19 protein-coding genes and 1 pseudogene are annotated in these 20,537 nt (G+C 70.0%); 12 read left to right on the top strand and 8 right to left on the bottom strand.

The genetic code is table 11. The features are described from left to right. The first annotated feature begins 42 nt into the window (after positions 1 to 42). The 4 genes from ACFCZF_RS36440 (at position 43) to ACFCZF_RS36425 (ending at position 4,378) form a co-directional block, all read left to right on the top strand. Entirely contained in the window at positions 43 to 759 is a 717-nt protein-coding gene (locus ACFCZF_RS36440) for a hypothetical protein (RefSeq protein WP_376675287.1), read from the top strand. 252 nt (positions 760 to 1,011) lie between these two features. Next, the gene (locus tag ACFCZF_RS36435; RefSeq protein WP_376675286.1) at positions 1,012 to 1,449 is read left to right on the top strand and encodes a hypothetical protein; all 438 of its coding nucleotides are present in this window, start codon (positions 1,012 to 1,014) and stop codon (positions 1,447 to 1,449) included. Then, the gene (locus tag ACFCZF_RS36430) at positions 1,446 to 3,215 is read left to right on the top strand and encodes a relaxase/mobilization nuclease domain-containing protein (protein WP_376675285.1); all 1,770 of its coding nucleotides are present in this window, start codon (positions 1,446 to 1,448) and stop codon (positions 3,213 to 3,215) included. Before ACFCZF_RS36435 ends, ACFCZF_RS36430 begins: the two co-directional genes overlap by 4 nt. 17 nt (positions 3,216 to 3,232) lie before the next feature. Then, entirely contained in the window at positions 3,233 to 4,378 is a 1,146-nt protein-coding gene (locus ACFCZF_RS36425) for a hypothetical protein (protein WP_376675284.1), read from the top strand. Between the two features lie 199 nt (positions 4,379 to 4,577). Here the strand turns inward: ACFCZF_RS36425 and ACFCZF_RS36420 are convergent, their stop codons facing one another. The 4 genes and pseudogenes from ACFCZF_RS36420 to ACFCZF_RS36405 form a co-directional block, all read right to left on the bottom strand. Further along, positions 4,578 to 5,147: a hypothetical protein gene (locus ACFCZF_RS36420; protein ID WP_376675283.1), complete on the bottom strand. Its 570-nt coding sequence runs from the start codon at positions 5,145 to 5,147 to the stop codon at positions 4,578 to 4,580. Between the two features lie 165 nt (positions 5,148 to 5,312). After that, positions 5,313 to 6,341: a hypothetical protein gene (locus tag ACFCZF_RS36415; protein ID WP_376675282.1), complete on the bottom strand. Its 1,029-nt coding sequence runs from the start codon at positions 6,339 to 6,341 to the stop codon at positions 5,313 to 5,315. Between the two features lie 196 nt (positions 6,342 to 6,537). After that, positions 6,538 to 7,587 (bottom strand): NlpC/P60 family protein, encoded by a 1,050-nt coding sequence (locus tag ACFCZF_RS36410; protein ID WP_376675297.1) that lies wholly within the window; start codon positions 7,585 to 7,587, stop codon positions 6,538 to 6,540. A gap of 312 nt (positions 7,588 to 7,899) precedes the next feature. After that, positions 7,900 to 8,073: pseudogene (locus tag ACFCZF_RS36405) on the bottom strand (helix-turn-helix transcriptional regulator); the annotation flags it as partial. Positions 8,074 to 8,317: 244 nt separating this feature from the next. Here ACFCZF_RS36405 and ACFCZF_RS36400 point away from each other — a divergent pair. From ACFCZF_RS36400 to ACFCZF_RS36365, 8 genes are read left to right on the top strand one after another with little or no spacing between them, the layout of a single operon-like run. Further along, positions 8,318 to 8,683, top strand: a complete 366-nt coding sequence (locus ACFCZF_RS36400) for a hypothetical protein (protein ID WP_337308002.1) — start codon at positions 8,318 to 8,320, stop codon at positions 8,681 to 8,683. Between the two features lie 3 nt (positions 8,684 to 8,686). Beyond that, positions 8,687 to 8,980, top strand: coding sequence for a hypothetical protein (locus ACFCZF_RS36395; protein ID WP_376675281.1), 294 nt, complete (start codon positions 8,687 to 8,689; stop codon positions 8,978 to 8,980). 11 nt (positions 8,981 to 8,991) lie between these two features. Continuing rightward, positions 8,992 to 9,789: a hypothetical protein gene (locus tag ACFCZF_RS36390; protein WP_376675280.1), complete on the top strand. Its 798-nt coding sequence runs from the start codon at positions 8,992 to 8,994 to the stop codon at positions 9,787 to 9,789. Next, on the top strand, positions 9,762 to 11,330 hold the full coding sequence (locus ACFCZF_RS36385; protein ID WP_376675279.1) for a hypothetical protein: 1,569 nt from the start codon (positions 9,762 to 9,764) through the stop codon (positions 11,328 to 11,330). The genes ACFCZF_RS36390 and ACFCZF_RS36385 overlap by 28 nt, the downstream gene beginning before the upstream one ends. Continuing rightward, complete coding sequence (locus ACFCZF_RS36380; RefSeq protein ID WP_376675278.1) at positions 11,327 to 12,781, top strand: SCO6880 family protein; 1,455 nt, start codon at positions 11,327 to 11,329, stop codon at positions 12,779 to 12,781. The genes ACFCZF_RS36385 and ACFCZF_RS36380 overlap by 4 nt, the downstream gene beginning before the upstream one ends. A 3-nt stretch (positions 12,782 to 12,784) precedes the next feature. Next, complete coding sequence (locus tag ACFCZF_RS36375) at positions 12,785 to 14,374, top strand: ATP-binding protein (protein WP_376675277.1); 1,590 nt, start codon at positions 12,785 to 12,787, stop codon at positions 14,372 to 14,374. Beyond that, positions 14,371 to 16,110 carry a type IV secretory system conjugative DNA transfer family protein gene (locus tag ACFCZF_RS36370; protein ID WP_376675276.1) on the top strand — a complete coding sequence of 580 codons (1,740 nt, stop codon included), beginning with the start codon at positions 14,371 to 14,373 and terminating at the stop codon, positions 16,108 to 16,110. The genes ACFCZF_RS36375 and ACFCZF_RS36370 overlap by 4 nt, the downstream gene beginning before the upstream one ends. Beyond that, positions 16,100 to 16,684 carry a DUF4913 domain-containing protein gene (locus tag ACFCZF_RS36365; protein ID WP_376675275.1) on the top strand — a complete coding sequence of 195 codons (585 nt, stop codon included), beginning with the start codon at positions 16,100 to 16,102 and terminating at the stop codon, positions 16,682 to 16,684. The genes ACFCZF_RS36370 and ACFCZF_RS36365 overlap by 11 nt, the downstream gene beginning before the upstream one ends. A gap of 49 nt (positions 16,685 to 16,733) precedes the next feature. Here the strand turns inward: ACFCZF_RS36365 and ACFCZF_RS36360 are convergent, their stop codons facing one another. From ACFCZF_RS36360 to ACFCZF_RS36345, 4 genes are all read right to left on the bottom strand, one after another. Continuing rightward, on the bottom strand, positions 16,734 to 16,931 hold the full coding sequence (locus tag ACFCZF_RS36360; RefSeq protein ID WP_376675274.1) for a DUF397 domain-containing protein: 198 nt from the start codon (positions 16,929 to 16,931) through the stop codon (positions 16,734 to 16,736). 127 nt (positions 16,932 to 17,058) lie between these two features. Beyond that, the gene (locus ACFCZF_RS36355; protein WP_376675273.1) at positions 17,059 to 18,726 is read right to left on the bottom strand and encodes a hypothetical protein; all 1,668 of its coding nucleotides are present in this window, start codon (positions 18,724 to 18,726) and stop codon (positions 17,059 to 17,061) included. A 2-nt stretch (positions 18,727 to 18,728) separates the two neighbouring features. Continuing rightward, on the bottom strand, positions 18,729 to 19,127 hold the full coding sequence (locus tag ACFCZF_RS36350) for a hypothetical protein (protein WP_376675272.1): 399 nt from the start codon (positions 19,125 to 19,127) through the stop codon (positions 18,729 to 18,731). A 322-nt stretch (positions 19,128 to 19,449) separates the two neighbouring features. Beyond that, positions 19,450 to 19,965 carry a hypothetical protein gene (locus ACFCZF_RS36345; protein ID WP_376675271.1) on the bottom strand — a complete coding sequence of 172 codons (516 nt, stop codon included), beginning with the start codon at positions 19,963 to 19,965 and terminating at the stop codon, positions 19,450 to 19,452. Between the last annotated feature and the right edge of the window lie 572 nt (positions 19,966 to 20,537).

Raw genomic sequence — 20,537 nt, 5'->3', positions numbered from 1 at the left:
GGCTGGGGCACCGAAATCCGCCGCCGCCTCCACAGCGCCGGCATGACCAGCTGGGAACTCGCCGACCTTCTTGGCGTCCACGAGAACGACATCCGACTCGACGCACTGCCCAACCAACCCCTGCACGTCGTCCTCGAACTCGCCCGGCACCTGGACCTCCACCCCGCAGACCTCACCCCCTTCGCCGAAGAGGTCTACCGCCTGCCACGCCACCACCAGGTCCAGCAACCCCCCGAGCCGACCACCGAAGCCGACGCCGTCGCCGTCCTGAGCGCCCTCGCGCACGCCGGCCGCCCACTCACCGCCGACTACCTCGCCGAGTCCCTGCACTGGGACACCGACCGCGCGATCGAGGCCCTCGAACACGCCTGGGCTCACCCCAGCCTTGGCGGCCCGTACGCCCTGCGCCGAGTCGCCTCCGCCCACTTCACCCTCGCCCCACGCATGGACGTCCTCACCGACGAGCAGATGAACGCGATCCACCCCGGCAACCACACCGCGACCTGGCGCAACCCCGACGGCACACACCGCCGACCCCTCCAGCGCGACGTCCTCAGCGACCTCGACGCCACCGTCCTCTACCAGGCGTGGCACCACGGCTCAGTGACCGCCGGAAAGGAGGGACCCTGGGCCCACACCGTCGCCGGACTCATCGACGCCGGATACCTCACCGTCACCACCGACGGCGACACCGTCCTCGCCGACGACGTCCAGTACAGCCTCCGCGCCATCGACACCGACGACGTCAATCCCTACTGACACGCCTCATGGCAAAACCACTGACATCCAGTGGCAGGACCCACTGACCTCTCCGTGGCAGACGACAGTAACGGCTTTGACTACACGTCATGAGTGTCCGGGCTTGCCTTATGAGGAGGCAGTAACCATCACCAGCGAGTTGTGGGTTACTGGGCCCAGTAACCCAGGATCGGTGATCGGCCTGCACTAGGTTGGCCGTCACCGATCTTGGTCCGAGGACGGACCGGGGGGCACAACGAAGGGGGCGCCGCGGTGGACGAGTCGTCGGCGGAAGAGACGTTGTCGCACGTTTCGGTGCGGCGCCGCGGACGCGAGCCGGGTGGTCCTCGGGCGCACCGCATCAAGGTCTCCTTCAACGATCCCGAGTTGGCCATCGTGCAGGAGGCCGCCGACCGAGAGAATCAGGCGCTGGCCTCATGGGTCGGACAGGTGTCGCTGGCCGTCGCCACGGAGCTGGTGGTGCCGGTGTCGGCGGATGCCAAGGAGGTCCTGCAGGAGTTGATTCAGTCGCGGGGGCAGCTCCGTCGTATCGGTGACAATCTCGACCGGGTCGCCTACGCGCTGAACCCTGATGAGGGAGAGGTCACTGACACACAGCTGAAGGCGGTCCTGGCGCGGGTCGACGAGGCGGTGCGGCGCGTCGACGAGGCGACGCTGCAGGTGATGCGAGAACGGCGGCCGCGGGCGTGATCCCGAAAGAGGCCAGGGAAGGTGACGACACCGCCGGACTGCTCCTCTACCTCTATGGTCCGGGGAAGCGCGACGAACATGTTGACCCGCATCTGGTGGCCGCATGGGACCCCTGCTTGCCTGACCCGGGCCGGTCGAACGAGATGACCATTCCCGATCTCGCGATGCTGTTGGACGCGCCCGTACGGACGCTCAGGGGCAGGAGACCACCGCTGCACGTTTTCCATGTGGCGGTGCGCAACCCGCCGGAAGACCGGAGGCTCACGGACGAGGAATGGGCTCGGGTGGCACGCGAAATGATGCACGCCGCGGGCATCGCGCCGCACGCCGATGAGCACGGGTGCCGATGGGTTGCGGTGCGTCACGCCGACGACCACATTCACATCGTGGCGACTCGGGCCCGCGAGGACGGACGCCAGCCGCAGACGAGCTGGAGCAAGCTCCGGATGCAGGAGGTCGCACGCCGGTTCGAGGTCGAGTGGGGGCTGCGCCGACTCACTCACGCCGACGGCACCGCCCGGCGGTGGTCGAAGACGGGCGAGACGGAGAAGGCCGCCCGGCGCGGACTCGCCGAGCCGGTCCGAGAGACGCTTCAGCGCACGGTGCGCGAGGCGGCGGCCGCGGGTGCGAGCGACGCCGACTTCTTCGCCCGGCTCGCCGCGGCGGGGTTGCGTGTGCAGCAGCGGATCGCTCCGGACGGCAACGTGACCGGGTACTCCGTCGCGATGCCCGGCGACCGTGACAGGGGTCAGGCGCCGGTGTGGTTTCCGGGCTTTCGGCTTGCCCCGGATCTGTCTCTGCCGCGGGTGCGTGAGCGGTGGAGCGGACCGCCGCTGAACGCGGCGGCCGCGCCGGCGGTGATGTGGCGGACGGCGGAGGAGAAGGTGCGCGAGGCCGTCGACCACCTCGGCGCGGGCGGGCTGTATCAGGGGGCGGGAGACGTGGCGGCGTTGGGGGACCTGATCGTGGTCGCGGCCGTCGTCTTCCCGCGCCTGGTGCGAGAGCAGATGCGGCAGGCCGCTCACGAGTTCGAGCGTGCCTCGTGGGCTCCGTCCGCGCGCAGTCTGGAGGGGCAGGCACGTGCGTTGTATCGCGAGTCGGCGTACAGCCTGTCCAGGAGTGTTGCGAGGGCGGGCCGCAGCGACACGGAGGCCGTGCTCGGTCTGCTGGTTGCTCTGGTGATGGCTGTGGATGGCTCCCGCAGGTGGCATGAGGCGCAAGAGCACCGCGTCCAGGCGCACGCCGCCGGGCGAGCCGGGAGACTGCTGCGCGAGGCCGTTGAGGTGACGGCCGGCGCGGCCGCGGCGCGCGACTACGAGCCGCGGCAGAGGAAGACGGCTGCCCGCACACGGACGAGACAACGGTTGGCGGCCGCTGCCGAGGGTGCACGGCCGATGACCGGAGTCGTTCAGAACGCCCTTCCCTCCCATGCCCGGGACATCTTGGCGGACCCGGCATGGCCCGCCTTGCGGTCTCGGCTCGAGGCAATCGAGCGCGCGGGCGAGAACCCGGTGGACGTTCTGTCGGCTGCCGCTGCCCGCCGTGAATTGACCTCGGCGGAGAGCACGGCAGAGGTGCTTACATGGCGCCTGGACGGGTGGCGGAAGCAGCGCGGATCGGCTGTGGCCGTCACCCGCGAAAGTCCAGCGACCACTCCTGCGAGCGGAGCCGGCCGCGTCGGCCCGGTAGGCAGGACAGGGGCGCCCGCGCCGACGAGGCGCCCGCCCGGGGATGAGCTGGGCAGTGGCCCGAAACGGGTCCGCTGAGACGAGGGGAGCAAGCCATGATGACATCCGGCCAGGAGGGGGACCCGTTCGCCGACGCGATGCGCGAGGCGGTGGGGACGTCTGTGGAGGCGTGGCGGCTGATGATGGCCGTGGCGGACGCCGTGCGCCGGCACCAGCAGCGGCAGAAGGGCAAGGACGAGGAACTGCCGCCCGCGGAGGATGCGGTGAACGAGTTCGCCCCGGTGATCCGGAGCCTGCTCCCGTCCGACATCTCGGCAGCGCTCATGGGTGGGTCGGACTGGCCGATGATGGCGCAGCAGATGGCAGCACTGCGGCGCGCAGGTGTCGACCTGGACGACTTCCTGCCGAGGCTCGCCGAGGTCGCAGTGACCGTGCGGGACTCGCTCGCCGGGAACGCTGCCCGGGTGTCCCGAGAGGGGACGGGGGAGTGGGAGCGGATGCTGCGCGAGACGCTGCCGGCGGGACCGGTGCGCGAGGCGATCCTGTCCTCGCCGACGTGGCCGGACATCGCGGCGACGATGGCCAGACTGGACGAACGCGGCGTCGACGTCCGCCAGATCCTCGCGTCCGCGTACAACGAGGGCGTCGGCGTCGACCAGGCGGTCGCGCGAGTCCTGGGAGCGGACGAAGCGCCGGTCGCCAGCCGTGACGCGATGCTCTCCTATGGGCCGTTGACGACGGGGCTGGACCTGCCCAGGGACCTGGACCTGTCCGACCGCGTGCGAGCTCTACGACAATTGGCCGTTTCTCCATGGGAGAACCAGCGCTACACCCGGTGGATGCTGGAGGCGATGTCCGGCCGGGAGCGAGAGGCAGGGCTGCTGCTGGCGGCACGCCAGTGGCCCCTGCTGGCCGCGCGGATGGCGCAGATGGAGGGCGAGGGCAAGCCGGTACGCGAGCACCTGGCCCGTCTGCTGAAGGACACCTCGTGGGAGCAGGGGCCCGGACCGCAGCTGGGCTCACGTCTGGTGCAGGCCACGAACGATGCCCTGCGCCGTCCGCTGGGAGAGGCGGGCACGGCGCGGGCGAAAGTGAATCCCACGGCGGCTCGCTCGCAGTCGGTGAGCCTGAACCCTATTAAGCGGCAGGCAACCGCCAAGAGCACCGTGTCTGCAGAGTCCGGGGTCGCTCCGCACCGGCAGGAGAGCGGGCCGGCCTCGAACCGGAAGAAGACCCGCTAGCCCGAGCGTCCGGCTGCCCGGTTCCGTTCCGGCCGGGGTGTGCTCATAGCCTGCGAACTCCGGACTCTCGGGTTCTGACGACCTGCGGGTGGCTCTCTGCAGGGATGGATGCCAATGCCGACAGTCGTCGGCATTGCAGCGTCGCGGCATCTCCGTCTGGCCGGGAGCGGGCAAGCGGCTGACGCTGTGCCGGGCGTGGTCAGGACTTCCCTGCGAGGATCGTGGCGACGGGGTCTGCGGTGTGCGCGAAGTAGTCATCGACGTCTTCCACCTGCTCGACACGCCATTTGCCGTCCTCCTCGATGAGGCGGAGGACGTTGCGCCACTGGTTCTCGCCGGCGCGGTGCCCGGTGGCGAGGGCGCCCTTGCCTGCGGGGTGGGTGGGGGATGCGGCGACGTCCTGGACGTGGCTGATCTTGATGGTGAGGGGTGCGCGGGTGCTGTCGTCGTCCTCTGCGCCGATGTCCTTCCAGTAGAGGTTGAGGCAGCCGGCCATCGTGCCGCCGTCCTCGTCGAAGTTGGGGCGATGTGCCTTCGTGGACAGGTCACACATCGTCTTGGCGTCGGAGGGGTTCGTGGCCTGCCACGCGAGCATGTAGCCGCGAGCGTTCTCGGCGACGAGCTGGGCCGTGTCGGGTCCGGACGACGTCGTCGTGGGCTTGTGGTCGGTGGAAGCGCTGGGCTCGGTGTCGGACGAGCAGCCGGCCAGAGCCGTCAGCGCGGTCAATGCCAGGGCAGCGCCACCGGCACGAAGGGTGCGCGGGGTCATGCAGGTCGCTTTCGATCGGGGTGGTGCCCGCGTGGGCGTGGCCGACGCGGATGGTGGAGGGGCGCCGGTCCAGCGGCGCCCCTCACGCGTTCCTCGGCGTCTCAACCGGTCGCCGTCAGCACCAGTGGTGCGGTGCGGTGTGCGGCTTCCGGCTGGGGCGGCCCCTTACCGGGAGTCGACCAGCCGGTACTCGATGGCGGTCACGCGGGGCTTGCCCTTGGGGTCCAGTACGGCGAGCGCCTGGCCCTGGAACTCGTCGGTGACCACGTCCCGTTTGGTCGGGTCGTAGAGACCTTCGTCCTCGGTGGGGGTGATGTCGTGGCTGCTCAGGTACTGCTGCTTGAGCATGAGTTCCTGGGTGTGCGCGGTCGGGAAGAGGGCGAGTGTCTTGCCGTCCGCGAGCTTCAGCGCGTACACCTTCGGATGCGCCGGGGTCTGGGCGAAGTACTTCTCAGTGGTGAAGGCCTCCACGTCGTCGTCGGGGCCGTCCTTGTAGACCTTGACCGACGCCTGCGAGGTCTCGGTCGAAGCGAACGTCTCCGCAGCCTTCTTCTTGCCGCCGGTTTCGAAGAAGTCCTCGTAGACGGCGCCGAGCTGGTCGGGGGCGAGCGTGCCGACCTTCGCCGACGGGTCGGCAGGACTGACGAATCCGTGCTTGTCGACGGCGATCTTCGGTATGGGGGCCTCGTCGGCGTAGACCGACATCGTGACCTTGTACGTGCCGCCGACCTTGTCGAAGATGATGAGGGCGCCCTCGCCCTTCGGGTCCTCGCTGGAGCGGGCCTGGACGGCGAACCAGCTGGCTCCGCTGTCGGCGGCCGGGATCAGGTACTCGCGGCTCTTGTAGTAGAACGGCGCCGTGTACTCCTTCTGGTCCTTCTTCGACCAGGTTTCCCACTGCTTGTAGTCGGCCTTGGACTGCTCGTGGACCTGTCCCGTTTCGACGGTGCTCAGCAGCTTCGCGTCGCGCTTCGCGTTCGCGCGGTTGTTCACCTGCTCGTAGGTGTCGACCACCTTCTTCGCGGCCTGCTCCGTGATGACGCCCTTGGGCGCGGCCTCGGCGCTCTTAGTCGGCGCGTCGGAGCCTCCCTCGTCGCTGCCACCGCAAGCGGTGACCGTGAGGGCAGTACTCACACCGAGGGCGAGCAGGGCCAGACGACGCCGGTGTGGGGGCGTGGTGGTGAATCGGGTCATGCGGGGCGCTCCTCCTTGTGGAACGGGTGAACGGGTGGGGGGATCGGGTGGTGGTCTCTGGCGTGCCGGGCGCCGACCCGGCGTGAGCCTGGCGTGCCGACGTACCCGCGCCAGGCAGTAGTCCGGCAGTGAGCCGGCACGGGCGGTCCGCCGTACTCGTTGCTCATGGCGAAACTCATGCGGTCTCCGGATCTCGTCAGGGGCGGGTGGCGCCGTAGTAGTCGGTGTCGGGCATGGCGGTGGTCAGGGGGACGAGTTCGACGGTCTTGCCGGTGCGGGGGGCGTGGAGGACGTTGCCGTCTCCGGCGTACATGGCGACGTGGTAGATCGCGCCGGATCCGCCGTGGCTCCAGAAAAGCAGGTCGCCCGGCTTGAGTTTCCGGCGGGAGACGGCGCGGTCGGAGGTGGCGCCGTACTGGGCGGCCGCGGTGCGCGGCAGCTTCAGGTCGGGCCAGTAGGCGTACTGCACGAGTGAGCTGCAGTCGAAGCCGACGGTGTCGTCGGCGACGCAGGTTCCGCCGCGGTAGCCGCCGCCTCCGCTGCAGAACCCCCGGGAGGGGCCCTGCGGCCCACCGCCGCCGTAGGCATAGGGGGTGCCGAGGCGTCCGGCGGCTTTGCGCAGGGCGTCGGGGCCCGAGCCGGAGCCTTCGATCCGAAGGCGGCCTGGTCCCTCGAACCGCTTCATGGTCGAGAGGATGATCTTCACGTAGTTCTGGGTCTCGGCGTACGTGGGGATGCCCCGGTACTTCTCGACCGCGCCCCAGCCGGCGTTGTAGCCGGCCAGGGCAAGTGACCGGGCGTCACCGCCGTATCCGGAGCTCTTGGCCTGCTTGATCAGCGAGCACATCATGCGGCCCTGCGCCATGACGGCGTCGCCGGCATCCCAGGGTGAGGCCTCGCCGTTGCCGTCGGAGTCCCGGCCCCAGGTCGCCCAGGTGCCGGGCATGAACTGGGCGGCGCCCCGGGCGCCGACGTGGGAGCGGGCCCGGGTCTCGAACCGGCTCTCCTGGTACAGCTGCGCGGCGAGCAGCGCCGGGGTCAGCTCGGGTTGCTCGCACTCCTCGGCGGCCTTGAGGATCCAGGTGCGGAATTCCTCCGGGACGCCTTTGAGGCCGCCTGCTCCGTCTCCGCCGGACACTTCGACAGCTTCGGCATCGTCGGTGAAGAGCACCATGGCCACCAGGCCGACGACCGTCAGCGTGAACGCCACGACCACCGCGGCGGCAGCTCTGACGAGCACCTTCACGCGTCGGATCCCCCCCGTTGACTGCTTGCCGCGTCGGCGTGCCTGCGCGGCAACCTTCCGTCGTACTAGATGTCGTACTAGATGTCGTACTAGATCACGAGCCGCGTTGTGGGCGCTCGTTCGTTGCGCGAGCGTCATTGCGTACGCGGCGGGCCGGGCGGTGGAGCGCACGCCCGCGACGCCTCGCTCGACCTGGGAGACCTGCTGGCGGACGACGCCGATACGGGCTCCCGTTCGGGCCTGGGCGAGGCCGCGCCGCCAACGGCCGTCGCGTAGGGGTGAAAGCCGCTCACGCCGGTGGAATTCACTGACCGGAATTCCCAGAGCCCGGGCGATGGCGTTGGCGACTGGGGGGCGTGGCGCATGACTGCCGTTCTCGGCGTAGCGCGCGGTGTTGGGGCTGGCGCCTGCGGTGGTGGCCAGGTCTTCGACAAAGACCCCGGCCCGCAGTCGCAGAGCGCGGGTCCCGGAACCGTCGTACAGCACCACTGCTCATCCGACCCTTTCGCCGTCGCAAAATCGCTACTCACTGTTGCCGACTGATCACGCTAGCCTCTGTAGTCCCACAACCCAAGATCGCGGCGGGCCGAAACACATGCAGACAGGGGGGAGTTGTGACGTGATGACCCCACCCGGGGTGACAACCCCGCAGGTCAGTGCACCGGTTGGGCTCCGGTACGCGCTGATTCCAGTACACGGGTACGGCATCGCCGGGGCGGTCGTGTCCCGGATGCTCGATCCCCGAAGCGAGGGCACCGCCCGCCTGCTGCACCCCAACGAGGCCATTCCGTACGGGGCTCTTCCGGTGCTGCTGGCCGAGACGACCGTGTACGGCGCGAGCTGTGTGGAGTACATGCTGCGCGCCTGGACGAGCGGCCTGCCGCGTCCGTGGCTGGTGCTGGTCTCGGATGCTCCGGCCAGGCCCGTTCCGGCGGCGCGCTACCGCGTCCGCGCCCTTCAGAGCCGGCTGGCGGGCGTGACGCGGGTGCCGTACCTGCCGGTGCTCCGCACGGTCGAGAGCGCCGACGAGGCCCTGGAGCAGAAAGACGTGAGGGTCGCGGCCGAGAAGCTGCGGCACCAGATGGAAGGAAACTGAACGATGTACCTGGCCATGGCCCACGAGGCGGTCACTCTCGCCGGCATCATCCCCGGCGCCGAGCCCACGAAGATCCCCGGACTCAGCGGCCCCGTCTCCAAGCTGTTCGGTTACGGCCTGTGGATTCTGATCCTGGCGGGTGCCGGGGGCGCGGGCTTCGGGGTCTACAAGCTCGCTGTGGCGGACAAGTCGCGCCACGGTGGCGGGTCCGAGCCGTTCAAGTGGATGGGCGGCGGGGTGGCGACGATTCTGTTGGCCGGAAGTCTGATCACCGTCCTCAACGGCATCGCGGGCTAGGGGCGACGGACGTGTCACGGACCAGGGGTACATGGAACACCAAGGGCACGTGGATCGCGGGCGTTGCGCTCGCGGCTGTGCTCGCCCTGACGGGCTACGCGATCCTCAGCGGGGACGACGGCGACACGGGTCCGACGGGCAAGGGCGGCACGAGTGCCTCCGCCTCCGGTTCGGCCAGTCCCAAGCCGGGCTACAGGCCGCCGGACGACTGGAGTGAGCCGGACCGCTGGACGGCCCTGCCGGGCGGAGAGCGCACCGACATGCGCGGCAGCGAAGTCGGATTCCCGCACACTGCCGAGGGCGCCGTCGCGATGGCGGCGGCCGCCAACACCACCAGTATCGAGGGCAGCCGGAACTCGGTCGACGAACAGTTGCGGATCTACCACTCCTACGTGGCCAGGGCTGATCGGAGCGACCAGAACGCCGAGCAGATCGAGCTCGCCGCGATCCAGACCGACAAGGCCCTGCACCAGGAGATGGGCGTGGAGGCGGGGGAGCCGCTGCCCTCCGGTGCCTATGTGCGCAGCGCCGTGATCGGCTACCAGGTCGTCCGCAGGTCGGAGAACGAGATCGCCGCGTGGCTGCTCTTCCGGACGGCGCAGAAGGCCGGTGAGATGGAGAAGGAGTCCATCGCCTACGGCCGCATCCTGAACGCCGTGGTGTGGGAGGGCGGCGACTGGCACCTGTCCGGAGCGGCCACCCAGCGCGCGCTGGATGGTCTGCACAAGGGCCAGGAGCCGAAGATCGTGGCGCCGGGAGACGCCGACTTCAACGCGTCCGGATGGACGGCCATCCGGGAGGCTTCGTGATCCGGCGCCGGCTGGCGGCCCTGCTGCTGGTGCTCGTGGCCGTGCTCGGGGTGTCGGTGTCCGCGCCGCAGACCGCCCGGGCGGACGGGCCGGTGAGCGACGCGCTCGAAGGTGGCTGCCGGGTCGCCACCGGCCCCGTCCTCGGCACGATCCTCCCCGGCGACCAAGGGGGGAAGAAACCTGGAACTCCCGGCAGCCTGACCGGCTGGGGCGGATGCGATGCGGTCGGCCAGGTCAGCGAGAAGAAGGTCGAAGAGGCCTGGAACAACGTTTGGGAGAGCGTACTGGGCGATGTCATCAACACCGCCGCCGACGTGGTCAAGTGGGTCATCAAGAAGGTGCTGACGATGGCTCTGCTGGGACCGTCGCTGGACCTCGAGGCCACCGGCCTGTTCGGGAAGGACGCCACCCTGGCGGGCATGCTGACCTGGCTCGGGCTGGTGATCGCCACAGCCGGGGCCATGTGGCAGATCGGCAAAATAGCCCTCACCGGCCAGTCCAAGCACCTCGGACGGGCCATGCTCGGATGGGTGGAGAGTACGTTCCTGTCCGCCGTCGGCGTCGCGATGATCGCCCTGCTGGTGATCGCCGGGGACGTCATGACGGCCGGACTGGTCGAAGCCACCTTCGAGGACGACGGCAAGGCCTACGAGACGATCGTGGCGGCCATGGTCCCCGCGGCGGTGTCCAACCCGGTCACCATGCTGTGCATCGTCGCGATCCTGCTGCTGGTCGGTTTCATCCAGCTGGTTCTGATCTTCCTGCGGCAGAGTGCCATCCCGATCCTGTGCCTGCTGCTGCCGGTGGCCGGCGGCGGCCGCGTCGGCGGAGACACCACCCGCCAGTGGGCGCCCCGCCTGATCACCGCCATCTGCGTGGTGATCGCCTACAAGCCCATTCTCGCCGTCATCGTCTGCGTCGGCTTCGCCGAGTTCGGCCACTCCCAGACCCTCGCGGAATGGCTGCGCGGATGCGCCACGCTCATCCTCGCGATCCTCGCGCCGGGCCCGCTGACGCGGCTGTTCGCTCCGTTCGGCGAGGCCGTCGGAGGCGGGATGGCCTCCGGCGGCATGGGCGGCGCGCTCTCGGCGGCCGGAAACTTCTTCAACAAGGGCGACAAGGACGGCAAGGACAGTGGTGACGGCGTGAGCCCGATGACCCCTCTGGAGTACGCCCGCTACGTCGAGCAGTCCATGGGCGGCCAGAACCGACCCGACGGCCGGGAGGGCACCGGGCAGGGCGCCAACGACAACGACGCCCAGAACCAGGCGGCCCGCAACGCCAACCGCTCGCCCGTGCCCGGCCAGGCCCCTCCGGGAGAGGGCGCGGCAGCCCAGGGAGCCGGTGCCGGAGCAGGCACAGCCGGAGCAGGCGGCGGCCGGAGCGCCGGTACGGCCGGCGGTGGAGGCACCGCGGCCGCAGCAGGCGGAGCCGGTGCCGCCGCGGGCGGAGCCGGAATCGCCATCCAGGTCCTGGACGGCGTCAACAACACCGTCCAGGGCGCAAGCGGACAGATCGGAAACGGGGACGACCGCCGGTGAGCACCCAGCACGAGGTTCCGGGGGCCCTCATGGTCGACGGATTCCGCACCCGCAAGAGCTACGGCTTCGGCGGGCTGTCCAAGGGCGCCACCATGGTGGGCGCGATGGTGCTGGTCGCGGAGGGCGTCATCGGCACCCAGGCGCCGGTCACCCTTCTGGTCACCATCCCCGTCACCCTCGCCCTGCTCGCGCTCGCTGCCTCCCGCCGTCACGGCATGCCCGCCCTGGCCTATTGCTGGGCCAGGATGTCGTGGCGGCGTGCCGCCCGCGTGGACGCCACCTCCTACCGCAGAGTGCTGTTGCCCCACCCCTACGCACTCGACCTGCCGGGCGTCGGCGCGTCCTCCACCCTGATCAAGGCCTACGACCCGACCACCGGCAAGAGCGTCGGAGTGGTCCACGACCGGGCCGGCGGTCACATGACCGTCACCACCCTCCTCGCGCCGGGCGGCAGTCTGATGGCACCGACCGGCACCGTGCGGAGCAGCCTGCGCACCTGGTCGTCGGTCCTGGACGCCATGTCCACCGACGACCAGGTCAAAGGCGCGTCGGTGACCATCCAGATCACCCCCGGCGCCGGGGAGGCCCTCGGCGACGACGTGCGGGCCCGTCAGGACCCGAACGCCCCGCGGCTCGCCCAGCAGATCGTCAACGAGCTGGTGCGCACGACACCTCACGCCACCGCCAGCGTCGCACCGTGGATGAGCGTCACCGTCGACCCCACCGCGTCGGCCAACCCGCCCACCGAACTGTCCGACCAGGTCGCCGAGACGTTGAAGGTCGTCGATTCCCTGGACCTGTCCGGCACCGGCACCGACATCGAGCGGCGCGCCACCGACGTGGACCTGCGCCGCCTGGTGCGGTCCGCCTACGATCCGGCCGTGTTCAACTCCCGGGACGCCGAGTTCGCGGATCTGTCCTGGTCGGAGTGCGGACCGCTGGCCGCGGACGACGGCTGGGAGGAGTACGCGCACGACGGCGGCGTGTCCATCTCGTGGGTGCTGCGGGAGATGCCGCGCCGCCCCATCGCCTACAGCGTGCTGCTGCCGCTGCTCGCGCCGGGACGGTTCCAGCGCCGGATCACCCTGGCCTACCGGGTGCTGGACCCCTACGAGGGCGAGGCGGTGCTGGAGCGGGAGATCTCCCACGCCTACCAGCGCGCGCAGGCGACCGCCGAGGTCAAGGGCCGCTCGAAGTGGTCCCAGCGGGCGGACACACAGCGTGCCGAGCAAGCGGCCGCGCAGGTGGCCGGCGGCTCGCAGGTTGTGGACTGGACGCTGATGGTGACCGTCACCGCCCGCAGCGCCGACGAACTGCCCTTTGCCCGACAGGAGCTGGAACGGGCGGTCAAGGCCACCCGCGGTATCCGCATGCGGCCCGCCTACGGCGCCCAGGCCGCGGTCTTCGCCGCCGGAATTCCGCTGGGCTACAACCCGCTCGTGAAGGACTGAGCCATGGCACGCAAGCCCAAGTTGCCTGAGATGGCGTCACCGAAGCGTCTGGCCCCGGTGGCCGACAAGGCTCCGACCCGCGAGGAGCGCCGGCAGCAGAAGCGGCTTCGCGACCGGTTCGCCCCGCGCCTGGGATGGGGCGGCCGCTACGGCGGTCGCGTTCCCGTCGAGGACTCCGGCACCGTCTACACCGGCCCCACCGCGCAGGCCGGCGGCATCTACCCGTTCCTGCTCGGCTCCGGTCTGCCGCCGCGCGGCGTGCCGGTCGGCCGGGACGTGCTGACCGGCGAACTGGTGGCCATGGACCCCAGCGGATGGACGGGAAAGCTCACCACCAACCCGGGCGTGTGGGTCATGTCCCAGCCCGGCGCGGGCAAGAGCGCGCTGGTCAAAAGGGTCTGCCTGGTGTACTCCGCGTACGGGCACATGGTGTGCGTGCCCGGCGACGTCAAGGGCGAGTACTCCACCCTGATCGCCGAGCTGGGCGGATCCGTGGTGCGCATCGGTGACGGCATCGGCCGTATCAACCCTTTGGATTCCGGCCCGCTCAAGGGGCGGGTGCGGTCGCTGCCCGCCGACCGGCGCGAAGCCCTGCTGGACGTCCTCAACGGCCGTCGACTCGAGACTCTCGTCGCGCTGCTGTCCACCAAGCACGGCTTGGGCCGGGCGCCGGACGAGATCGAGCGCAGTGCGCTCGACACCGCGGTCCAGGTGGCCTCCGCTGTCCAGGCGTCGGGCAGCGACCCCATCGTCAAGGACGTCGTGGACGTCCTGCGCGCCGCCCCCAAGGAGCTGCGGGCCAAGCTCGCCGCCGACGGCGAGCGCTACAAGGATCTCACCCGATCCGTCGTCGCCGGGCTCGACAACCTCGTCGGCGGCCCCCTCAGAGGCCTGTTCGACGGGCCGACGACCACGCCGCTCGACATCAACGCCCCCGCGGTCTCGGTGGACATCTCCGCCCTGCGGGCCCGCGGCAACGACGTCGTGAGCGCGGGGATGATCGCGACGTGGGCGTACACGTACAGCTCGATCGACTCCGCCCGCAGTATCGGCCTGATGGACCGCAAGCTGGTTCTGCCCATGGACGAGATGTGGCGCGCGCTGCGCTCCGGCCCAGGGCTGGTCGACGCGATGGACGCGATCTCCCGCCTCAACCGCACCACGGACGACGTCACCATCTACGTGACGCACTCCCTCCTGGACGTCGAGGCCCTGCCCACCGAGATGGACCGCGCCAAGGCCAGGGGCCTGATGGACCGCTGCGACACGTGGGTGCTGGGCGCCTCCACCACGGAGGAGCTGAGCCGCGTCACCGGCAAGCGGATGCTGACCGAGCAGGAGGTGATGATGGTCAGCTCCTGGGCGTCGGCCACGTCCACCGGCCTGGACATCGACCCCACCACCTATGACCAGGACAACGAGCGGCCCGTCGAGGAGGAGAGCGTCCGGCACCCGGGCCGCGGCAAGTACCTGATCAAACTGGGCACGCGGCCGGGCATCGCGGCCGCGCTCGAACTCACCGCCACCGAGCAGCGGCTGTACAGGACGGACACCAACCGGCGCCGGGTATCGACCAGGGAGGCCGGCCGATGATGACCGAGTCCGACCGCGCCTGGGCCTTCGGCGGACTCGTGTTCGGCGGGGCCGTCGCCCTGTCCGCCGCCGGCTGGGCCGGGGCCGCCGCCGGCGCGGTCCTCACCGGCGACGAGGCCGCCCCCGCCTCCCCTCTGACCGTCTACCGCATGGCCACTGACTGGTCCGGCGTGTGGGCGCACTCCCAGACCGCCTCCGCGATCGGCGCCGCCCTCGTCGCCGGCGCCGTCGCCGGCCTCATCGTGTGGGGCATGCGCTGGGCGTTCCGCTGGTTCCGCAACCCCTCCAGCCTGGCCACCCTGCACCAGGTGCGCGAGCTCGCGCCGAGGGCCGCGGCCCGCACCGCCACCCGCCTGCGGACCTCACTCAAGGGGATCAAGCCCAAGGACGTCCCGGCCCGCGACCGTGGCGTCCTCCTCGGCGACCACCTGCCCTCCGGGGTGGAGCTGCGCGGATCGGACGAGGACACCTACGTCGCCATCATGGCGCCCCGCGCCGGCAAGTCGACCTCGCTGGCGATCCCGGTGGCCGAGGAGGCCCCGGCCGGCCTGCTCATGACGTCGAACAAGGCCGACGTCTACGCCGCCACCCTCGCCTCCCGCTCGCGCGTCGGTCACGCCTGGATTCTCGACACCCAGGGCGTCGCCCAGACCCACCGAGAGATGTGGTGGGACATGATCGCGCAGGCGGAGACGCTGGAGAGTGCCGAGCGCCTCGCCTCCCACTTCGTCACCCAGATCACCAGCGATCAGGCCGACCCCTTCTGGAGCCAAGCCGCCGGTGACCTTCTGGTCGGCCTGTTCCGCGCCGCATACCACGACGGCGGCACCGTCCGCGACGTCATGAAGTGGCTCGCGGACCCGCGCGAGAAGGCCCCGATGCGGATCCTCTACGACCACGAACCCGTCCTCGCCGAGCAGGTCGAATCCAGCATCAACATCGCCGAAGAGACCCAGTCCGGAATCTTCCAGAACGCGCGGACCGCCGTGTCCGCGCTGCGCGACGAGCGCGTCCTGGCGTGGGTGACGCCGGACAGGGACCGGCCCCGCTTCGACCCCGAGGCCTTCGCCACCAGCCGGGACACCCTCTACCTGCTGTCCAAGAAGGGCGGCCCGGCGAGCGCGGTCGTCGCCGCCCTCGCCGACTCCGTGTTCACCGCCGCCGCCGAAGCCGGCGAACGCCACGGCGGCCGCCTGCCCGAGCCGATGCGCGCGGTCCTGGACGAGGCCGCCAACATCTGCCGCATCGCCGATCTGCCCGACCTGTACTCCCACCTCGGCTCCCGCGGCATCACCCCGTACGTCATCCTGCAGAGCTACCGCCAGGGCGTGAAGGCGTGGGGCGAGGTCGGCATGGACGCCATGTGGAGTGCGGCCACGAAGAAGTTGATCGGTGTCGGCCTCGACGACGCGAGGTTCGCTCAGGACGTCTCCACCCTCACCGGCGCCCACTTCGTCGACCGGGGCTCCTACTCCAAGTCCAAGGAGGGCTACTCCTACAGCGTCGGCGAGCAGCGCGAGCAGGTCATGGACCCCGCAGAGATCCGCGCGATGAAAAAGGGCACCGCCCTGCTGATGTCCACCGGCATGCCAGTCGCCCAGATCTCCCTGCGCCCCTGGTACGCCGAGAAGGCACTCGCCCACATCGGCCCGCAGATGAAGGCCGAGGAGAAGGCCATCACTGGGCGGGCCGTCCTCGCGCACGAGGAGAGGAAGGCGGCCCGACGTGACCGATGACGGCGCCCCTGACTTCGAGGTCCCTGTCGGCCTCTTCCAGGACCTCGAAGACCTCAAAGCCCAAGTCACCGCGCTAACCGCCAAGGTCAGGACGCTCACTGGCGGCGCCGACGCCGACCCGGGCGAGGCCTTCGAGGACGACGAGACGGACGCCGGCGTCCAGACGTCCGACGACGAGGACGACGCCTGGAAGTTCCCACCGTTCATCCTGCTGCTCGACCCGCCGGTGTACGACGACGAGCTGCGGGCCCTGATCGAGTGGGTCGAAGGCGTCCTCGTGCCTGGCTACCTCGCCGAGCCCAGCGCGGACGCCCGCTGGTGCCACCTCTGGTTCGAGCACCCGGTCGCCGTCGCCCGCCTCCACGCCTGCTGGCTGGCCTGGCAGGAACTCACCGACCCCGCCACCTGCGGCTACACCGGCCCCAGCGTCTGGCACCGCGACCACCTGGACCCGTGTTTGCGCGAGCTGCGCAGCTCCAGCGGACCCTTCACCGGGTGCACCAAGGGCGAGCACCAGATCAACCACCGGCTGCCCGGCCTGGTGCCCAGCGCCTGGACGATGGAGGAGCAGTGAGAGCCCGCGGCGGGCTCAGACCCGCCGCGAACGCCACAAGGCTGGCAGGTCAGACGCCGTCGGCGTGCAGCGCGTTCAGGAAGCTGCTCCAGGCACGGGCGGAGACGGAGAACGGACGACGATCGCGGTTCTTGCTGTCTCGGACACGTACGCCGGTGCCGCCCGCGGCAACGGCGGCCTCGACGCACGCCTCCTGGAAGTCGGTGCTGTAGCTGCTCTTGTGCCAGCCCGTGGACGGGAGCGTCATGAGGTCCTCCAGACAGGCCGAGAGCGGGAGGAGGCCCCCTGCCCGCCCAGCGGAGTCTACGGATCAGCAGCCCGGCACGAGGCCGACGTCACGCCTGGGCGGCGGGTCGGCTCGGTTGGCATCGAGGTCATGGACGGCGGCTTCGGCTCCGTTGGGGCTGCTGCTGCCCTGGTACCTCGCGTAGGTGTGACGGGGAAGTGCCTTCCGTGGCCGGTCGTCGGGACGTCTTGGCCACTGTGGTCGACCGTGCCCGAGCAGCCCGGGCCGAAGGCTGCGTGGTCCCCGGCTGCTGTTCCGCCGCCATGTCGACGGGCAGCCACGGCTGACCGGACCGGATCTGCTTGTGGGCGGTCGCGTCCAGCCGGGCACGCGCGGTGTCCATGCCCGTGTCGGGCGCCGTGCGCAGGATGCTGATGGCGGCCGCCTGCTCAGCCTCCATGACGTGCTCGTAGCGCTCCGTGAGCCGTCCCGTTTGGTGGCTGGGCAGAGGATAGAAGCGATGCACGGCCTCCGAGGGCCGGTGATCGATGCTGTCGGTGACCAAAGTGGATTCGACGTGCCGGATAGTGGCGGGCATGGCCGCAGCGAGCTGCCACCCGGTCGCCGCCACCCGGTACAGCGCCTGCGTCAGCCCTGCCATGCCTCCGACGTCGGCAAGGACCTCGCGGGCGTTCCGCTGGACCGGACGGCCCGGCGTCTCCGGGTTCCAGGCCATGCCGTACAGCAGTTGCCCGATGCGTGTCGCGTGCGCGTGTGCGGTGAGCAGGGCAGGATGCGGTGGCGTCTTGGGCATCCGCGTGAACTGGCCGCTGCGCGCGAGGTCGTAGCTGGGCAGCGGAAGCTTCGGGTGCACGCGGGGATCGGCGAGGTCGACGACCCGGTGCCATCGCGCCGCGGTCTGCTGCCAGGCCTGTGCCGCCGTCCGCAGCCGGCCGGCGGACTCCCGCAATGCCTCGGCGGTGTGCTGATCGGTGTACGCGGCGGCGTGGAGGAGGAGACGGCCGGACAGCAGATCACTCATCGCACGCCAGCGGGCCAGTTGCTGCACGTCGGACCCGCTCAAGCCGGGCTCTCCGCGGCTGTGCAGGGCCTCGAAGGCGACCCGGGACAGGCGCTCGCAGTCGTCGGCGAGATGCGCGGAGATGCTTCCGGCCGCATCGGTGGGCAGAGCCGGGCGTGGATCAAGCGGCGGCACGAGCGGGAACGCCTCAATGGCCTGGTTCTTCTGTCCGTCGGCGGCGCGGCCGAACACCGAGGCATGGTCAAGGCTTCCGCGTGCGACGTACAGCTGCACCGCGACGGCCTCACTGGTGACAGCCTCTCCCAGCGCCTGAGCCACTCGGGCTGCTCCCCACGCCAGGTCCGCCGAGCAGTGCACCAGGTAGGCGCGGGCGGGTCGTTCGGTGAATGCCAGGGCGTACGGAGTCACCGGGACGCCGTCCCGCCCGCGGTGGCTGGCGATGAGGTCCTGGACGGCGGCCGCAGCCTGTACCGCACGGGCCAGGGGAGTGTCGTGGTGCAGGGCGGCGATCTCGTCATCGAGAGCGGGCAATCGTCCGGCTGCGCGGCGCAGGGCGCTCTGGGCGGTGGCCAGGTGGGTGGCAGGCCCCGGGTTCGCCCGCCGGGGTCGCTCCCCGGCGCCGTCCAGTGTGGTCTGCAGGTGCCTGACGAGCTCGGCCAGCAGTCGCACCACGACGGACTGTTCTCGGGCATCGTCCGGCATGAAGGTGCTGGAGACCACCTCGCGCAGGTTGCGGTTGGCGGCTTCCCTCAGCTCTCCCAGCGTGGTGGGCATGCCTACCGCTCCCGAGTGGCCAGGAGCGCCCCGGCGGCGGTTGCGGCCTTGCCGGCAGCCTCCCGCACGGCCGCCCGGCCGTCTTCGTCCGTCCCGGGCTCAGCAGCCGCGTGTTCCAGGGTCGCCTGGACGTGACGCAGCAGTTCCACGTACGGGGCGAGCCCTTTCGCTCCAGGCGACAGAGGCGGCACATCGACGGGGTGACCGGACCCGGGCAGCGGCAACAGACTCCGGCCCGCCGCGCTCGCCTGCGCGGCGATCAGGGCTTGAAGCTCGTCGCCGCCTTCCTCGAAGGCGACGGCGTCCGCGACCTCTTCGGCCACGGCGAAGGCTTCCCACGCGGCCGCCATGACCTGGGCCCGGTCCGTCGAATCCAGGGCTGCGCCCAAGGGTTTCAACATGTCTGGAAGTGACACTTCGTTACTCCCTGTCTCGCTCAGTCAAGCAGTGATCGTCTCACTCGGTGACGGCAACGCCGGGTGTCCTGTGGATAACCACCGAGGCTCGGTGTTGAGCAAGGAGAACAGGCCTGCAGGTGGGAGCGGCCGTCTGCGACGAGAAAGGGGGAGAGAGGGCTGTCGCATCGTCACCGTTCTGTCGGGATACGGGCCATTGCGAGGTTGACGTTAGGACGTGGACCGCCCTGTCCTCAGTGCGTCATGGGACGGCTCACGGTCTTTCCCGGGTCAGCGCTTCGGCTGATCGCCCCAGCTGCACCCCTCATCAGCGGCTTGGGAAGACGCTGGGAGACGGCACTCCTGCCGTCGTACACGCGGACTGCGGCTCGTTCTCCACGGCCAGTTCCCTGATGATGACCTCAGACCCCCAATGGCCGCGCTCATCCGGTATGACGGTGAAGGTGAAGCACCCCGTCACAAGTGTCTCGCTGGTGAGGAAGAACCCCGGCCCGACGCCCAGTAGCTCTGCCGTCACTGTGACGTCAGCACCGTGCCGCTCGATTTTGATCAGTCCCTGAGCTGGCTTTCCACGAGGGAAAACCCGAGCGATCTCGCTGTCGTTCAGCACGCCGTCGGCCACCGCCCCGACGAGCCTCTCCTGCCGGGTCTCAGCACCACTCCGCAGATCAGCACGGGCTTCTCCCACGGCGCGGTCGTCCGCCGTTGCCGCCCAGAACCACAGTCCGATGATGCACACAAGAAGCAGCACGAGCACAACCAGACAACCGTTGAGCAGACACCCTCCAGCCGTTCCACTCCGCACCCCGTCGCGTCTCCCCATGACCCGAGTATGCCGGTGCCTAGACCGGTTAAGGGGTACGAGTCCAAGGTGTTACTCACTCCGTCCCTGCCCGAAACCAGGCACCCCGAGCTCGCTTGGATCGAGGCGCCTCCCGAGGCGAGACCCTCCGCAGAAACGCGCTCCGTGTCAGTCACTGTCACCGTGCCCGCATACGGTTCTCCAATGAACCATCAGCTGCCGTCGCCTCGCCGAGAGGACGACTTCACAGTCCGGGAGACCGGGCATCGCTTTCTGCGAGCCAGCGAGATAGGCGGGCCTGCTCCAGGTATATGCGCATCCTGCCGGGGTGGAGATCACACATGAGCGGAACCTCGACGCACAGGACAGGAGACGTGAGAGAGGCGTGGGGCCGGATAACTGCGTGGCTTGAAGGCAACGACCCGGAGACTCTCGCTGCGCTCGGCCGCCCGGGGAGCCATGCGGCCATCCGGACAGCCGAACTGCGCATGGATCTGGACGGGCCTTGACCCCTGATGTTGGACACACGAGACACTGGATCCTGAGGATCTGAGGACGGACATCTCGTGGTCATGAAGAACTATCCGCCGGAG

The organism is Streptomyces sp. NPDC056296, from assembly GCF_042268605.1.
GTDB lineage: Bacteria > Actinomycetota > Actinomycetes > Streptomycetales > Streptomycetaceae > Streptomyces.
This window is presented reverse-complemented; position numbering and strand designations above follow the sequence as displayed.

Coding starts and splice junctions, on each gene's coding strand:
- ACFCZF_RS36440 (WP_376675287.1), top strand. CDS start 43: ATGACCAGCTGGGAACTCGCCGACCTTCTTGGCGTCCACGAGAACGAC.
- ACFCZF_RS36425 (WP_376675284.1), top strand. CDS start 3,233: ATGATGACATCCGGCCAGGAGGGGGACCCGTTCGCCGACGCGATGCGC.
- ACFCZF_RS36420 (WP_376675283.1), bottom strand. CDS start 5,147: ATGACCCCGCGCACCCTTCGTGCCGGTGGCGCTGCCCTGGCATTGACC.
- ACFCZF_RS36415 (WP_376675282.1), bottom strand. CDS start 6,341: ATGACCCGATTCACCACCACGCCCCCACACCGGCGTCGTCTGGCCCTG.
- ACFCZF_RS36400 (WP_337308002.1), top strand. CDS start 8,318: ATGCTCGATCCCCGAAGCGAGGGCACCGCCCGCCTGCTGCACCCCAAC.
- ACFCZF_RS36395 (WP_376675281.1), top strand. CDS start 8,687: ATGTACCTGGCCATGGCCCACGAGGCGGTCACTCTCGCCGGCATCATC.
- ACFCZF_RS36385 (WP_376675279.1), top strand. CDS start 9,762: ATGGACGGCCATCCGGGAGGCTTCGTGATCCGGCGCCGGCTGGCGGCC.
- ACFCZF_RS36375 (WP_376675277.1), top strand. CDS start 12,785: ATGGCACGCAAGCCCAAGTTGCCTGAGATGGCGTCACCGAAGCGTCTG.
- ACFCZF_RS36370 (WP_376675276.1), top strand. CDS start 14,371: ATGATGACCGAGTCCGACCGCGCCTGGGCCTTCGGCGGACTCGTGTTC.
- ACFCZF_RS36360 (WP_376675274.1), bottom strand. CDS start 16,931: ATGACGCTCCCGTCCACGGGCTGGCACAAGAGCAGCTACAGCACCGAC.
- ACFCZF_RS36355 (WP_376675273.1), bottom strand. CDS start 18,726: ATGCCCACCACGCTGGGAGAGCTGAGGGAAGCCGCCAACCGCAACCTG.
- ACFCZF_RS36350 (WP_376675272.1), bottom strand. CDS start 19,127: ATGTTGAAACCCTTGGGCGCAGCCCTGGATTCGACGGACCGGGCCCAG.
- ACFCZF_RS36345 (WP_376675271.1), bottom strand. CDS start 19,965: ATGGGGAGACGCGACGGGGTGCGGAGTGGAACGGCTGGAGGGTGTCTG.